Genomic DNA, 14,554 nt, shown 5'->3' with positions numbered 1-14,554 from the left:
GGGCCGACGGCCCCGCGGCCCCGCGCCGGGGCGCGCCGGTGCCCCCGTCTCACCGCGAGCCGCGCCAGTCGTCGCCCTCGACGATCAGCCCGGCGACCAGCGCCCCCGACATCCCGGCGTGCGCCAGCCCGCCCCCGGGGTGCGCCGAGCCGCCCGCCCGGTACAGGCCGGCCGTACGCGTCGGATTGGCGGCCCGCAGGAACGCGCCCTCCGCCCCCGCCAGCGCCGGGGCCGGCACGGCACCGCCGGGGGCGCCCGTCTCCCGCTCGGTGTCGGCCGGGGTGCGCACCTCGCGCCACAGCACCCGACCGCCCAGCGCCGGCCCTGTCACGTCCACCGCCGCCAGCGCCTCGTCGGCGATCCGCTCCGCGGCGCCCGGTGCCGTCCAGTCCACCGGGCCGCCGTCCCAGGCCCGCGCACCGGTCCCGGCGAGCCCCTCGGGCCGCCCGGCCCCCGCGCGGTGCGGGGGCACGACCATCGACAGCACCACCGCCTCGTGATCGCCGTCGGGGACCAGGGCGGGGTCGTCGGGGCGCAGCACGGTGACGGTGCGCGCCGGCTCGCCCGGGGCGGAGACGTGCACCACCGTGCGGTGCGCGGTTCCCTCCGGGCGGGCGCCGCGCAGCGCCAGGAGCACGGTCAGCCGCCCGGTCGCGTACCCGGGGCCGCCCTCGGCCCCGTCGCCCCGGCCGCCGTACATCGACCGGGGATCGGCCCCGCAGACCACGGTGTCGGCCGCCACCCGACTCCCGTCGGCCGACTCCACGCCCGTGGCCCGGCCGCCCTCCACCACGACGCCCGACACCTCCGCGCCGAAGCGGAACTCCACGCCGCGCTCCAGACAGCGCCGGTACACCGCGTCCGCCAGCGCGCGCATCCCCCCGGCCACGTACCAGGTGCCGAAGGTCTGCTCCAGGTACGGCAGGACGGCGGCGCTCGCGGGGGCGCGGCGCGGATCGAGACCGTGCGCGAGCACGTGCCCCTCCAGCAGCGCCACCAGCCGCGGATCGCGCAGTTCGGCGCGGGCGACCTCGGCCAGGGTCGGGGGGCGGCGGCGCAGCAGTCCCGGCCGCCGCCGTGCCGGGTACGGGTCGCGGGCCAGCGGCCCGGGGTCCGCGGCGGAGGTCAGCGGTTCCTCCAGCAGCGGACGGCGAGCGACCTCCCACGCCCGGCGGGCCCGGACCAGGAACTCGCTCCAGCGCTCGCCCGCGCCCGCGCCGAGCGCGGCGTCCAGGGCGTCGACCGCTCCGCCCCGGGAGCCGCCCGGCAGACGGACGGTCGTGCCGTCGGCGAGGACGTGCTCCACGGCCGGTTCCACCTCGGTCAGCGCCACGCACGACTCCAGCGGCTCGCGCCCCGTCTTGACGAACAGGTCGCGCCAGACGGCCGGCAGGTGCAGCACCCCCGGCCCGGTGTCGAAGCCGAAGCCGTCCCGCTCCAGACGGCGCACCGCGCCGCCGTGGGTGTCCGTCCGCTCGTACACCGTCACCCGCCGGCCGGCGACGGCCAGCCGGGCGGCGGCAGCCATCGCGCCCATACCGGCGCCGATCACCACAGTCCGTGCCATGGGCAGTGACTCTAGTCGGGCGGCGGTAACGGCTTCGGGCGGCTGTACGCAGAGGTGGGTAGAAGTACCTGAGTAGGGTTCTGAGTACCCGTACGGATGGGCTTCGACCGGCACGGACGGCAGAGTCGGAGACGGCGGACACACCGCGCCGCACCGCCGACACGGGGCGGCGGAACGGCACGGCGGCCGTCCGTGGGGGAGTTCTCGGGGGAACGGGGGAGAACGGGGGACGGGAGCGGGCGGTACGGCTCAGGCCGGACCGCCCGCTCCCGTGAGCCGGCCGTCCAACAGCGCCGACAGCGCGCGGTGCACCTCCTCCACCGTCCGCTCCGGCTGGAACACCTTCCAGTCCAGCGCCGTCACCAGCACCGTCCCCACCAGGGCCGAGGCGGTCAGCGGCACGTCCACGCGGTCGTCCGGGCCGCCCGGGGCCGCCTCGGCGCGCAGCTCCTCCTCCACCACGGCCACGACCCGGCGGCGCACGGCCGCCAGGGTCGCCTGCCAGGGACGCTCGGTCCGCCACACCTCGGCGACGTAGAGCTTGGCGAAGGCCGGGCAGCGGTCGATGAAGGCCAGCCCGGCCCGGAGCATCGCGTCCAGCGTTCCCCCGGCGCCTCCGGTGTCCCCGGCGTCCCCGGCGCGTCGTTTCGCGCCGTCCGCGGCCTGCCGCAGCGAGGTGGCCAGTTGCTCGGCACCGTGCAGCAGCAGCGCCTCCAGCAGCCCCTCCTTGCTGGTGAAGTTGTAGTAGACCGTGCCCTTGGCGACACCGGCGCGCTCGGCGATCTCGTCCACCGTGGTGGCGGAGAAGCCCTGTTCGGCGATGAGCGTCACGGCCGCTTCGTAGAGCCTCTGCCGGGTGGCGTTCCATCGCGTGACGCTGTGCATGCGCCGATTCTCACCGATGCGCGTGGGTGGAGGGGACCCGACCCGCCCACCGCGGGGGAACCCGGACGCACCGGGGGCGAGGTCTGTCCCGGTACGTCGGAGAGCTGGGGCAGGAGGGTGTTTGCCCAGCTCAGGGCCGATTGTCAGTGGCATGCGCAACGATGTTCCCAGAGCGACCGACGAGGCGTGACCAAGCAGACGCGAACGGCACAGTCAGACGGCGACAGGAGGTTCGCAGATGAACGGGCCCGCGAAGGACGTCCACCCCGTGCTGCGTCGGGCGTCGGCCCCGCCGGCCGCGCTCGACCTGCTCGCGCAGGCGCGGCACGGTCTGGACGAGGCGGCGGAGCTGGAGCATCCCAACGACCGCTACGCCACCGCGCACCTCGCCGCCCTGCGCACCGCCGCCGCGGTGCTGGCGGTGCGCGGCCGCCCCGAATCCACCGCACGCGCCAGAAAACGCATACGCAGCGCCTGGGAGGTCCTCCCCGAGGTGGCTCCCGAACTGGACGAGTGGAGCAGGCTGTTCGCGGCCGGGGCGCCGAAGCGGGCCCGTGCCGAGGCGGGCATCGAGGGGGCGGCCGGTGCGCGCGACGCCGACGACCTGATGCGCGACGCCGGCATGTTCCTGCGGATCGTCGAACAGATGCTGGTGCGGCAGCCCGTCCTGCCGCACCCCGGGGTCGCCGCGGAGGAGCCGCGGGCGCGGGCGGGCCGGGGCGACGGGGCCGAGCCCGGGTTGCGCGCGGGCTGAGCAGGGGGCGAGCGCCGAGCACGGACTCGCGGGTCCGCGCCCGCCGGTGGGAGCCCGCCGGGTCCGTCGCCGCGGTCCGCCCGCGACGGGTCACGTGCCCGGCGGCGTGCCTGGCGCGGGGCGGGCGGTCGTGTGCTCGGCGACGCAATAGGCTTGGGGCAGCCACGTCCGAGCCGCCGAGGAGCGTCCGCCATGTCCCGCCCCCACACGCACGTCCGCACCGCCGTGGTCTGGGAGGTCCTGAGGGAAGCGCTCGAGGAACGGGCCGAGACCGCCGGACGGGAGTCGCTGGAGGTTCTGGACACCGGGGGCGGCACCGGCAACTTCGCCGTGCCCGTCGCCAGGCTCGGCCACCGGGTCACCGTGGTGGACCCGAGCCCCGACGCACTGTTCGCGTTGGAGCGGCGCGCGGCCGAGGAGGGGGTGGCCGACCGGGTGCGCGGTGTGCAGGGCGACGCGCACGGTCTGTTCGACGTGGCCGAACGCGGCGGCTACGACGTGGTGCTCTGCCACGGGGTCCTGGAGTACGTCGACGATCCGGCCGAGGGCCTGCGCAACGCCGCCGCCGCACTGCGGCCCGAGGGCGGCACCCTGAGCGTGCTCGCCGCCGGCCTGGGCGGCGCGGTGCTCGCCCGTGCCCTCGCGGGCCACTTCACCGAGGCCCACCGGGCGCTCACCGACCCCGACGGCCGGTGGGGCGACGGCGACCCGGTGCCCCGGCGCTTCACCCCCGAGCGGCTCGCCGACCTGGTCGCCGCCAGCGGCCTGGAGGCCGGCGCGGTGCACGGCGTACGGGTCTTCGCCGACCTGGTGCCCGGTGCCCTGGTGGACACCGAACCGGGCGCCCCGGAGGCACTGGCCCGCCTGGAGGAGGCGGTGGCCGAACTGCCCGACTTCCGGTCCGTCGCGGCACAGCTCCACGTACTGGCGCGTACACGCTGAGTCCCGGCACGCGTTGCGGTCGCGATGCGGGTGGGCACGGGAGACCCGAACGGTCGCTACCCGCCGTATGATCGAAACACACCGTCCGGCATGACGGCACGGCGGCGGGGGAATGAGAAGCCCGAAACCGCCATCCGGCACCCCGGTCCCGGTGGCACAACTGGCGTAGAGGGGCGGGTTTCACGGGGGCGAATCCCAGCCTATCCTTGAAGGGTCGCACCCGGTCGCCCCCGCGACCGACGAGTAGGAGGACTCCGTGCCGCTCTCTGAGCACGAGCAGCGCATGCTCGAGCAGATGGAGCGAGCGCTGTACGCCGAAGACCCCAAGTTCGCGACAGCGCTCGAGGGAAGCGAGCTGCGCACGTACACCCGGCGACGGGTCTACCAGGCGGTCGCGGGCTTTCTGGTGGGCGTCGCGCTCCTCATGGCCGGGATGGTCGCGAAGATGGTCGTCGTCAGCGTGTTGGGCTTCCTCGTGATGCTCGGCTGCGCCGTCCTCGCGGTGACCGGCTGGCGCAAGGCCCCCAAGCCCGGTGAGCAGTCCCAGGACGGCGGAGGGCCCGACGGCGGATCCCCGTCCCACCCCCGCAGGCAGGCGCGTCCACGGCGTTCGATGATGAATCGCATCGAGGATCGCTGGCAGCGCCGCCGCGACGAGCAACAGTAACGGTCCTCCCACCCCGTACGCCCCGCAGCGCCGTGCCGGTGCCCACCGGCGCGGCCCGCTCCTCGAAGCGCCATTCACGCGATCTTCCCCACCCACCGGGTGTGAATCCGGGCACCTCCCGCTCCCGTCCGCCCGGCCGGTCCCGTCCGAGGCCGGCCCCGCGGCGGCCACCGCGAGAAGCGGAACCGGATCCGGCACAGGACGGGAACCCGGCGGGTTCCCGGCCCCCTCGTCCTGCCCGTCCCGCCCGTCTCGCCGTCCGCCCCTCGCCCCCGGTCGGGCGGGCGCGAGCCGGCAGACGTCGGCCGCCGATCCCGCGCCCGAGCCGCGGAGGGCGGAGCCCCGGGCCTCAGGCCCGCTGCCGGGACGGCCGGAACCGCGCCACCGTCCGCCGCACCCGCCCGGCGAGGCCGTGCCACCGCCCGGCCAACGCCGCCCGGCGCGCGGAGAGGGACCACAGCATCCGCACCGACGACCGTGGCAACAGCAGGGCCCGGAGCCGCTCGCGCCGCCCGGCCGCCGCCCGCAGCCCGGCCCGGACCCGCCGCACGTCCTCGGCCAGTCCCCGGGCGGGGCGGGCCTCGGCCGCGTACAGGGCGTGCTCCAGGGCCGTGGCCAGCCGGTGCGTGGCCTTTGCGGCCTCGCCCTCCAGACCGCCCAGCCGCACCACCCGGGCGGCGGCCGTCCGCGGGGTCGCGGACTCCTCCGGCAGGACGCCGTAGTCCCAGGCGGAGTCGGTCATCTCCCGCCAGGCCGCGAGCGTCCGGAGGCCGGCATCCTGCTCCGGCGGCCCTCCCGAGGCCCCGGACGGGCCGCCGGGGGCGCCCTCGGGCACGGTGCCGCCCACGGCGGCGGCCCCGTCCGCGCCCGGTGGCTTCCCCCGGGACGGCGGCTCGGACATCTCGCCCATCCGCCGGGCCCGCACGGTCCTGCGCCACAGCAGGGGAAGCGCCAACAGGGCCAGGAGCACCAGGGCGGCCAGCACCGCTGGCAGTGCGCCCGTCACCGCCGTCAGCACCCGTTGCGCCAGGGACTCGTCCCCGGAAGGGCCACCGCCCGGGGCGGCGGCCCCGTCGCAGTCCTCACCGTGCCCGGCGAGGCACTCGACGGACCGTGACGGCTCGGGTTCCGGAGTGCCCCCGTCGGTCGGCAGCGGTTCGGGCACGGACGGCCGGTCCGGGGCGGGCAGGTCGGGCTGGGTGTAGTCCGGGACGCTGCCCCGGCTCGGGGTGGGCTCGAAACGCGTCCAGCCCACGCCCTCGAAGTACAGCTCGGGCCAGGCGTGCGCGTCCTGCAGGCCGACCACCATCCCGTCGGCGCCGTCGGAGACGCCCGGGGTGAAGCCCACCGCCACCCGGGCCGGGATGCCCAGGGTGCGGGCCATCGCGGCCATCGAGAAGGCGAAGTGGACGCAGAAGCCCTCCCGCTGCTCCAGGAAGCGCGCGATGGCGGCGCTGCCGCTGCCCGCCTTCACGCGGGTGTCGTAGCGGAAACCGCCGTCGGCGGAGAACCACTCCTGGAGCCGTACGGCCTGCTCGTAGGCGCCGGAGGCGTTCACGGTGACCTCCCGCGCCGTCCGGGCCACCACCTCCGGCAGCGAGTCCGGGACCCGGGTGTACTCGTCCAGCACCTGCCGGGGAGGGTCGGGCGCCCCCGTCAGCTGCTCGATGGTCGGCCGCACCTGGAGGCTCTCCACCTCGTACCGCGCGCCACGGGTGGTCTGCCCGCGGTCGCCCACCAGCGCACGGCCCTCCGGTTCGAAGCGCCAGCGGCCGTCGATGCGGACGTCGGCGGCCGGGTACGGCATGGGCAGCCAGTTCTGGGCGTACCAGCCGGCCGCCCGGAACGAGGTGGTGATCCGCTCGGTCTCGACGGACGGCGACAGGCCGGACACCGGCGGCAGCGGCCGCGGCAGATCGGTGATCCGCCGCTCCGAGGGGCGCCAGGACGTGCCGTCGAACCGGTCGAGGGCCACGATCCGCAGGTAGAGGTCCGCGGTGCTCTCCGCGTCCGTGGCGTACGTGAGCACCGTGCGGTTGTCCGGCTGGTTCAGGCTGTCCTGGAGGGCGACCAGCGGATTGACCGCCGAGACGGTGCCGCCGTCCCCGCTCGTGCCGCCCCCGCCGCGCGCGGTGTCCAACAGTCCCTCGCCCAGGGACGGCAGCGCGGCCGGTACGACCAGGGCGATGCCCAGGGCCAGCACGCCGATCCGACGCCCGCCCCGGGCCGGCGTCGGGGCGGGACCGCCCGGCGCGGTGGGCCGCGCGGGGCCGCCGGAGGGACCGAAGGACCACCCCCACCGGGAGAGCCGGTCCCGTCCCTCCGCCAGGAGCAGCAGCAGGTAGCCGGCCGCGGCGCACAGGAACCACGTCCAGCGGGTGCCGTCCGGGGAGAGTCCGGCGGCCACCGAGTACAGCGCCAGCAGCGGCAGCCCGGCCGGGGCCGCGCTGCGGTACGTCACCGCCGAGGCGTCGACCAACAGGCCGATCAGCACGACCCCGCCGACCAGCAGCAGCCGGATGCCGTCGGTGACCGGGGCCGGGATCGCGAACCGACCGACGTCCGCGGTGCCCTGCGCCAGCAGCGTGCCGAACGCCTCCAGCGCGTCCGGCCCCGGCAGGATCCCGAAGACCGCGTCCCGGCGGACGAAGACGAAGGTCAGCAGCAGCAGCGTCACCGACGACTGCGCCCCGACCGTCGCCGCGCGGCTCGCCGAGGCCCGCCGCACCGCCACGCCCACCAACGTCTGCGCGCCCAGCAGCAGGGCGGCTTCGAGGAGCCAGACCGACGGGGCGACCAGCGGCAGCAGCGATCCCGCCGCCGCCAGGGTGGCGACCCAGGCGCAGAGCGCCAACCGGACTCGCCCGTCCATCACCGTTCACCTCCCACGGTCCGTCCCGGGGCGAGGCCGCCGGCCCGGTCGGCCTGCCGCCACAGGGCGGGCAGCGCGTCGCCGGGCGCGTACGGCAGTGCCGTCCACCCCGCCTCGCGCAGCGTCCGCCGGGGACCGTCCCCGGCGGCCGGTTCCCCCGGAACGCGGGGGACGAAGGCCAGTGCGCCCCCGACGCGGTGCCGCATCCGGCGGACCAGCGCCCCGTCCTCCTCGTCGAGCCGGCCGAGGAACGCCACCAGCAGGCCCCCGTGCTCGCCGTCGCCGCCCTCCAACGCGTCGACCGCCCGGGACAGCCCCGGCTCCCGGGAGCGCTCCACCACGGCCAGGGCCTCCAGGAGCAGTCCGGCCGTCTCCGAGGGGGAGCTTCCCGGACCGGTGCCCTCCGGGCCGGGCAGCGGTGCGCCGGTGGTGGTCAGCAGACGTACCGAGTAACCGCGCTCCAGCAGGTGGACGACGACCGAGGCGGCGCCCGAGACCGCCCACTCGAAGGCCGAACCCGGGCCGGAGCCGGCCCAGGCCCGCAGCCGGGTGTCCAGCAGCACCGTGCAGCGGGGGCGGTGCGGCTGTTCCTCGCGGCGCACCATCAGCTCGCCGTACCGGGCGGTGGAGCGCCAGTGCACCCGCCGCAGGTCGTCGCCGTGCCGGTAGCCGCGCGGTATCACGTCGTCGTCGCCCGCCGTCGCCAGGGAACGCTGCCGGCCCTCGTCCCAGCCGGCGGCCTCGCCGGCGAGGCGCACCGCCGGCAGCGGCTCGGTGCGCGGCACGACGGTGAGGGTGTCGTACGAGCTGAAGGACCGGGTCAGCTCCACCAGGCCGAAGGGATCGGTCAGGCGGAGTTGCAGCGGCCCCAGCGGATAGCGGCCGCGCAGGTCCGAGCGGACCCGGTAGGAGACCTGGCGCCGGCCGCCCGGCTCCACCCGGTCCAGCACGAAACGCGGACGGGAGCCCAGCACGTACGGGACCCGGTCCTGGAGCATCAGCACACCGGTCGGCATCCGCGAGACGTTCTCCACCAGCAGGTGCACCCCCGCCTCGGTGCCCGTGGGCACCGAGGCGGGGGAGAGCCGTCGGGAGGCCGCCACCCGGTGGCGGGTGCGGTGCAGGGCGCCCACGCACACCAGGGGCAGCGCGGTCAGCAGCACCCCCACCCGCAGCAGGTCGGCCTGGCCCAGGACGTAGGCGCAGACGACCGCGGCCCCGCCGGCGGCGAGGAAGGAGCGTCCGCGGGTGGTGAGGCCGCCCAGCGCCGCGCGCAGCGAACCCCGCCACTCCCCGGGCTCGCCGGGGCCGCCGGCCATCAGTACCCCCGCTGGGGCTGCCGGCCGTACAGGGGAGGACGCGAGGTCGCCTCCCGGTGGTTGGCGGCGGGCACCGGGACGTGCCGGACGATGTCCACGACGATCTGTTCCGAGGTGCGTCCGCCCATCCGGACCTGGGCGGTGGGCAGCAGCCGGTGCGCCAGCACCGGGACGGCCAGCGACTGGACGTCGTCGGGCAGGACGAAGTCGCGGCCGGCCAGCGCCGCCGTCGCCTTGGCCGCCCGCAGCAGGTGCAACGTGGTGCGGGGCGAGGCGCCCAGCCGCAGCTCGGGGTGCTCGCGGGTGCCCGCGACCAGGTCCACCACGTACCGGCGGACCGGCTCGGAGACGTGCACACCGCGCACCGCGTCCACCAGTTTGGAGATGTCGTGCGCGTGCGCGACCGGCTGGAGGTCGTCCAGCGGGGAGACCCCGCCGTGCATGTCGAGCATCCGCAGCTCGGCCTCCGGGCTCGGGTAGCCGATCGACACCCGTGCCATGAAGCGGTCGCGCTGGGCCTCGGGCAGCGGGTAGGTGCCCTCCATCTCGACCGGGTTCTGCGTGGCCACCACCATGAACGGGTCGGGCAGCGGGTAGGTGTGCCCGTCGACGGTGACCTGTCGTTCCTCCATCGACTCCAGCAGCGCCGACTGCGTCTTGGGCGAGGCGCGGTTGATCTCGTCCCCGATGACGATCTGGGAGAAGATGGCGCCCGGCTTGAAGTCGAACTCGTGCCGCTGCTGGTCGTAGACGCTCACCCCGGTGACGTCGGAGGGCAGCAGGTCGGGCGTGAACTGGATCCTGCGCACCGAGCAGTCGATCGATCTGGCCAGGGCCTTGGCGAGCATGGTCTTGCCCACGCCCGGCACGTCCTCGATCAGCAGGTGCCCCCCGGCCAGCAGGACCGTCAACGAGAGCCGCACGACCTCCGGCTTGCCCTCGATCACGCTCTCCACCGACCGGCGCACCCGGTCCGCCGTGGCGGTCAGATCGTTGAGGTCCGCCCGCTCGTCATAGGTCGTCACCCGGCCCTCCTCGGCCCAATCCCATGGGCCGGCCCCCTCACGGGCGACCGGCCCACCCAGAACAACCCGCACCTCGCCCCCGGAGTTCCCGTGGGGAGGGGCCGTCACTCACGCATTCTTCACACAGATCGGCTCCCGCGTCACCGTCCCGCGTCCCCGACCGGGTCGATCTCCCGCAGCAGACCCGTGGTGACGTCGAAGACGAAGCCCCGCACGTCGTCGGTGTGCGGCAGGAACGGGGAGGTGCGCACCCTCTCCATCGACTGGCGCACGTCCTGGTCCGCGTCCTTGAAGGACTCCACGGCCCACGACGGTCGCTGGCCGACCTCCAGTTCCAGCTCGTGCCGGAAGTCCTCGGTCAGGTTCAGCAGGCCGCATCCGGTGTGGTGGATCAACACGACCGAACGGGTGCCCAGGGCGCGCTGACTGATGGTCAGGGAGCGGATGACGTCGTCGGTGACCACACCGCCGGCGTTGCGGATGGTGTGGCAGTCGCCCAGTTCCAGGCCAAGAGCCGCGTGCAGGTCCAGACGGGCGTCCATGCAGGCGACCACGGCGACCTTCAGCACCGGCCGGGCGTCCATGCCCGGGTCGGTGAACTCCGCTGCGTAACGTCGGTTGGCTGCGATGAGGCGGTCGGTGACCGGGCCCTCGGGAGAAGACGATGGCATGCCTATGACCGTAACCGCCTCTTCTCGGTCCGGCTCGCCGTGGGGTGGGCGAAATCGGTCAACGCGCTCCGCTGTGAGGCACACCACACGTCGGGCGGGGTCCGTCCGGGCGAATCCCCCGGGAGGGGAGGGGCGGAGGACGGGGCCGCCCGCGAGGTCCGCGGACGGGCCCGGGGCGGACGGCGGACCCGGCGCGTCGGGCCGGTCGGCGGTCGTGACGCGCCTGACCAGTTGGTTGACCGGCGGGACGAGTGGACTAAAGTGACGCGAAGCGGGAGCCGGGATCACGCGCCGAGCTCCCCGTTTCCCGTTCCAGACACATGTGCGCGGGCGCGCGTACGGCCGCGTACGGTCCGGCCTCCTCCCGCTCCCGGCCACGGGCGTCCCTTCCCCGGCGCCACCGGCCGCTTTCCCATGGCGAGCGGGCGGGGACCCGGCCGTACGGGCCGGCTCGAGGAGAGAGTCCAGTGAGCACCAACGAGCGGCACGTCCCGGTCATGCTCCGGCGTTGTCTGGATCTGCTCGCACCCGCCCTGGACGGGCCCGGCGCCGTCGTCGTGGACTGCACCCTCGGGCTCGGCGGGCACAGCGAGGCCATGCTGGCCGCCTTCCCCGGGCTGCGGCTGATCGGACTGGACCGCGACCCGGAGGCCCTGCGGCTGGCCGGCGAGCGACTGGCCCCCTTCGGCGACAGGGTCACGCTGGCGCACGCCGTGTACGACGAACTGCCCGAGGTGCTGGACCGGCTCGGGACGCCGCGCGTCCAGGGCGTCCTGTTCGACCTCGGTGTCTCCTCCCTGCAGTTGGACGAGGCCGAGCGCGGCTTCGCGTACGCCAGGGACGCGCCGCTGGACATGCGGATGGACCAGACGAAGGGCGTCGGCGCCGCCGAGGTGCTCAACACCTACCCACCGGGCGAGCTGGTGCGCGTCCTGCGCGCCTACGGCGAGGAGAAGCAGGCGAAGCGGATCGTCGAGGCGATCGTGCGGGAGCGGGAGAAGGAGCCCTTCACCACCAGCGCCCGCCTGGTGGAGCTGATCCGCGACGCGCTGCCGCAGGCCGCCAAGCGCACCGGGGGCAACCCCGCCAAGCGGACCTTCCAGGCACTGCGCATCGAGGTCAACGGCGAATTGGCCGTACTGGAACGGGCGCTGCCGGCGGCCGTGGCCGCACTGGCGGTGGGCGGCCGGATCGCCGTGCTGTCCTACCACTCGCTGGAGGACCGCCTGGTCAAGCGGGTGCTGGCCGCGGGGGCCGCGAACACCGCGCCCCCCGGCCTGCCGGTGGTGCCCGAGCGCTACCAGCCCCGGCTGAGGTTGCTCACCCGGGGCGCCGAACTCCCCACGGAGGAGGAGGTCGCCGAGAACCGCCGCGCCGCGCCCGCCCGCCTGCGCGGCGCCGAGCGCATCCGGGAGGAGCCCTGAAGGACACACCGAGGAACCGGCGGGACCGGCGGGACCGGCCCCCGACCCCGCAGCAGAGGCTGACCCGACTGGCGAGGCTGGTGCCCGCCGGCGGGCCCTCCGCGCCCGCCCGCACCCCCTTCGTGCTGCTGGTGGTCCTGTTGCTCGGTTCCGGACTGCTGGCCCTGCTGCTGCTCAACGCGGCCGTCAACCAGGGCTCCTTCGAACTGGACGAGCTGGAGAAGCAGGCCGAGGAGCTGGCCGAGGAGGAGCAGGCGCTCCAGCAGGAGCTGGACTCCCACTCGGCGCCCGGACCACTGAGCGAACGGGCCCGCGAGTTGGGCATGGTGCCGGGCGGGAACCCGGTGTTCATCCTCCCGGACGGCACCGTCCGCGGCGTTCCCGAGCCCGCCCCCGAGATCGAGGCAGGAGAGGAGGGCCCGTGAGCGAACGCCCGCGCCGCACACCCGACCGGCGTCCGGTCGGGGGAGCCGGGGGCCCCCGGGGAGCCGGCGGTTCCCGGGGGACTGGTGGAAGCGGAAGGGGAACCGGTGGCGCCGCGGCCCGCGCCGGCGGGGGCACCCGTCCGGCCCGTCCCGCCCGAACGACCTCCCGGCCCAGGCCGCCGGGGACGATCCGGCTGGTCGGCCACCGACCCCGGCTGAGGCTGTTCGGCGTCGTGCTGACCCTGGTGATGCTGACCTTCACGGTGCGGCTGCTCCAGGTGCAGGCCGTGGACGCGAGCGTCTACGCGGACAAGGCCGACGTCAACCGCTACATCACCGTCCCGCTCGCCGCCGAACGCGGCACCGTCACCGACCGCGACGGCGTACCGCTGGCCACCACGGTGGACGCCTACGACATCACCGCCGACCCCTACCTGTTCACGCCCGAACAGACCGAGGTCGCCGACGCCCCCGCCCAGGCGGCCGAGCTGCTGTCCCCGATCCTCGACGTGGACGAGGAGACCCTCGTCGAGCGGCTCTCCCGGGAGGGGACCCGCTACGTCCTCCTGGCCCGACAGCGTTCCCCGCAGGTCTGGCGGCAGATCACCGACCTCAAGCGGGCACTGGCCAGGGAGCACACGGGCGACGGGATCCACGTGCTGTCCGGGGTGTACTCCGAGGAGCACGCCAAGCGGGTCTACCCCAACGAGCGGCTCGCGGCCGGCGTGCTCGGGTTCGTCAACGCCGAGGGGGAGGGCCGCGGCGGCCTGGAGGCGATGTACGACGAGGTGCTGGCCGGGGAGGACGGCAAGATCACGTACGCCCAGTCCGGTGGACGTCAGGTGCCGACCGCGGGCGAGGACGAGCAACCCGCGAAGCCCGGCTCCGACGTGGAGCTGACCTTGGACCGCGACATCCAGTGGGCCGCCCAGCGGGCCCTGGACGAGCAGGTCGCCGACTCCGAGGCCGACGGCGGCTACGTGATCGTCCAGGACGTGCGCACCGGGGAGATCCTCGCCCTGGCCACCGCCCCGGGCTTCGACCCCAACGACCTGTCCAGGGCCAGTGCCTCGGCCCTGGGCAACCCCGCGCTCCAGGACGCCTTCGAACCCGGCTCCACCAGCAAGGTGATGTCCATGGCCGCGGTGCTGGAGGAGGGCGTCGCCACCCCCCACACCCACGTGGTGGTGCCCAACCGGCTGCCGCGGGCCGACCGGAGCTTCGCGGACGACCACGACCACCCCACCCTGTACCTCACCCTCAACGGGGTGCTGGCCAGGTCCAGCAACATCGGCACGATCCTGGCCGTCGAGCAGCTCGGCGACACCCAGGCGGAGACCAACCGGGTGCTCCACTCCTACCTGCGGAAGTTCGGTCTGGGGCAGAAGACGGGCCTGGACTTCCCCGGCGAGACCCCCGGCATCCTCGCCGACCCCGAGGACTGGAACGCCTCCCAGCAGTACACCATCCCCTTCGGACAGGGCCTGTCCGTCAACGCCGTCCAGGCGGCGTCGGTGTACTCCACCGTCGCGGCCGGCGGCGTGCGCGTCGAGCCGTCCCTGGTGCGCGGCACCACCGCCGCCGACGGGACCTGGATCCCGGCGCCGAAGCCGAAGCGGACCCGTGTCGTCAGCGAGAAGACCGCCCGGACGCTGGCCGCCATGTTGGAGTCCGTGGTGGCCGACGACACGGGGACCGGCACGGTGGCGCGGATCCCCGGCTACCGGGTGACGGGGAAGACCGGCACCGCCAACCGGGTGGACCCCGAGACCGGCCGCTACAACGGCTACACCGCTTCCTTCGCCGGCTTCGCCCCGGCCGACCGGCCCCGTGTCACCGTCTACTGCGCCGTGCAGAACCCGAAGAAGGGCGAGTACCACGGCGGCGAGGTGTGCGGCCCGGTCTACCAGGAGGTCATGAAGTACACCCTCAAGGCGCTCCGGATCCCCCCCACCGGATCCGAGCCACCCCGTCTGCCCGTCACCTTCGACCCCGGGGACTGA

General features: G+C 75.2%; 12 protein-coding genes. 6 read left to right on the top strand and 6 right to left on the bottom strand.

From position 1 onward, the window contains the following. Positions 1 to 49: 49 nt before the first annotated feature. Both F0L17_RS05835 and F0L17_RS05830 read right to left on the bottom strand, forming a co-directional pair. Complete coding sequence (locus F0L17_RS05835) at positions 50 to 1,567, bottom strand: phytoene desaturase family protein (RefSeq protein ID WP_155070232.1); 1,518 nt, start codon at positions 1,565 to 1,567, stop codon at positions 50 to 52. 249 nt (positions 1,568 to 1,816) lie between these two features. Further along, entirely contained in the window at positions 1,817 to 2,452 is a 636-nt protein-coding gene (locus F0L17_RS05830; RefSeq protein WP_155070231.1) for a TetR/AcrR family transcriptional regulator, read from the bottom strand. A 238-nt stretch (positions 2,453 to 2,690) separates the two neighbouring features. Between F0L17_RS05830 and F0L17_RS05825 the strand changes: the two genes are divergently transcribed. The 3 genes from F0L17_RS05825 to F0L17_RS05815 all read left to right on the top strand — a co-directional run bounded on the left by F0L17_RS05825 (position 2,691) and on the right by F0L17_RS05815 (position 4,815). Then, positions 2,691 to 3,206, top strand: coding sequence for an SAV_6107 family HEPN domain-containing protein (locus F0L17_RS05825; RefSeq protein WP_155070230.1), 516 nt, complete (start codon positions 2,691 to 2,693; stop codon positions 3,204 to 3,206). Positions 3,207 to 3,398: 192 nt separating this feature from the next. After that, positions 3,399 to 4,148, top strand: coding sequence for a methyltransferase (locus F0L17_RS05820; protein WP_155070229.1), 750 nt, complete (start codon positions 3,399 to 3,401; stop codon positions 4,146 to 4,148). 256 nt (positions 4,149 to 4,404) lie between these two features. Then, complete coding sequence (locus F0L17_RS05815) at positions 4,405 to 4,815, top strand: DUF3040 domain-containing protein (RefSeq protein ID WP_162465858.1); 411 nt, start codon at positions 4,405 to 4,407, stop codon at positions 4,813 to 4,815. A gap of 349 nt (positions 4,816 to 5,164) precedes the next feature. Here F0L17_RS05815 and F0L17_RS05810 read toward each other — a convergent pair whose 3' ends face one another. From F0L17_RS05810 to F0L17_RS05795, 4 genes are all read right to left on the bottom strand, one after another. Next, complete coding sequence (locus tag F0L17_RS05810) at positions 5,165 to 7,687, bottom strand: transglutaminase TgpA family protein (protein WP_155070228.1); 2,523 nt, start codon at positions 7,685 to 7,687, stop codon at positions 5,165 to 5,167. Next, positions 7,687 to 9,006, bottom strand: a complete 1,320-nt coding sequence (locus F0L17_RS05805; RefSeq protein ID WP_155070227.1) for a DUF58 domain-containing protein — start codon at positions 9,004 to 9,006, stop codon at positions 7,687 to 7,689. The genes F0L17_RS05810 and F0L17_RS05805 overlap by 1 nt, the downstream gene beginning before the upstream one ends. Next, the gene (locus F0L17_RS05800; RefSeq protein WP_162465857.1) at positions 9,006 to 10,031 is read right to left on the bottom strand and encodes an AAA family ATPase; all 1,026 of its coding nucleotides are present in this window, start codon (positions 10,029 to 10,031) and stop codon (positions 9,006 to 9,008) included. The genes F0L17_RS05805 and F0L17_RS05800 overlap by 1 nt, the downstream gene beginning before the upstream one ends. A gap of 140 nt (positions 10,032 to 10,171) precedes the next feature. Further along, positions 10,172 to 10,702, bottom strand: coding sequence for a beta-class carbonic anhydrase (locus F0L17_RS05795; RefSeq protein WP_155070226.1), 531 nt, complete (start codon positions 10,700 to 10,702; stop codon positions 10,172 to 10,174). Positions 10,703 to 11,169: 467 nt separating this feature from the next. Between F0L17_RS05795 and rsmH the strand changes: the two genes are divergently transcribed. From rsmH to F0L17_RS05780, 3 genes are all read left to right on the top strand, one after another. Beyond that, positions 11,170 to 12,126 (top strand): 16S rRNA (cytosine(1402)-N(4))-methyltransferase RsmH, encoded by a 957-nt coding sequence (rsmH, locus tag F0L17_RS05790; RefSeq protein WP_162465856.1) that lies wholly within the window; start codon positions 11,170 to 11,172, stop codon positions 12,124 to 12,126. 80 nt (positions 12,127 to 12,206) lie between these two features. Then, positions 12,207 to 12,551: a cell division protein FtsL gene (gene ftsL / locus F0L17_RS05785; RefSeq protein WP_338017970.1), complete on the top strand. Its 345-nt coding sequence runs from the start codon at positions 12,207 to 12,209 to the stop codon at positions 12,549 to 12,551. After that, the gene (locus F0L17_RS05780) at positions 12,548 to 14,554 is read left to right on the top strand and encodes a peptidoglycan D,D-transpeptidase FtsI family protein (protein WP_162465855.1); all 2,007 of its coding nucleotides are present in this window, start codon (positions 12,548 to 12,550) and stop codon (positions 14,552 to 14,554) included. The genes ftsL and F0L17_RS05780 overlap by 4 nt, the downstream gene beginning before the upstream one ends.

Origin of the sequence: Streptomyces taklimakanensis, assembly GCF_009709575.1 — a bacterium.
Taxonomy (GTDB): domain Bacteria; phylum Actinomycetota; class Actinomycetes; order Streptomycetales; family Streptomycetaceae; genus Streptomyces; species Streptomyces taklimakanensis.
Note: the sequence above shows the minus strand (reverse complement) of the source record. Positions and strands in the feature narration are given on the sequence as shown.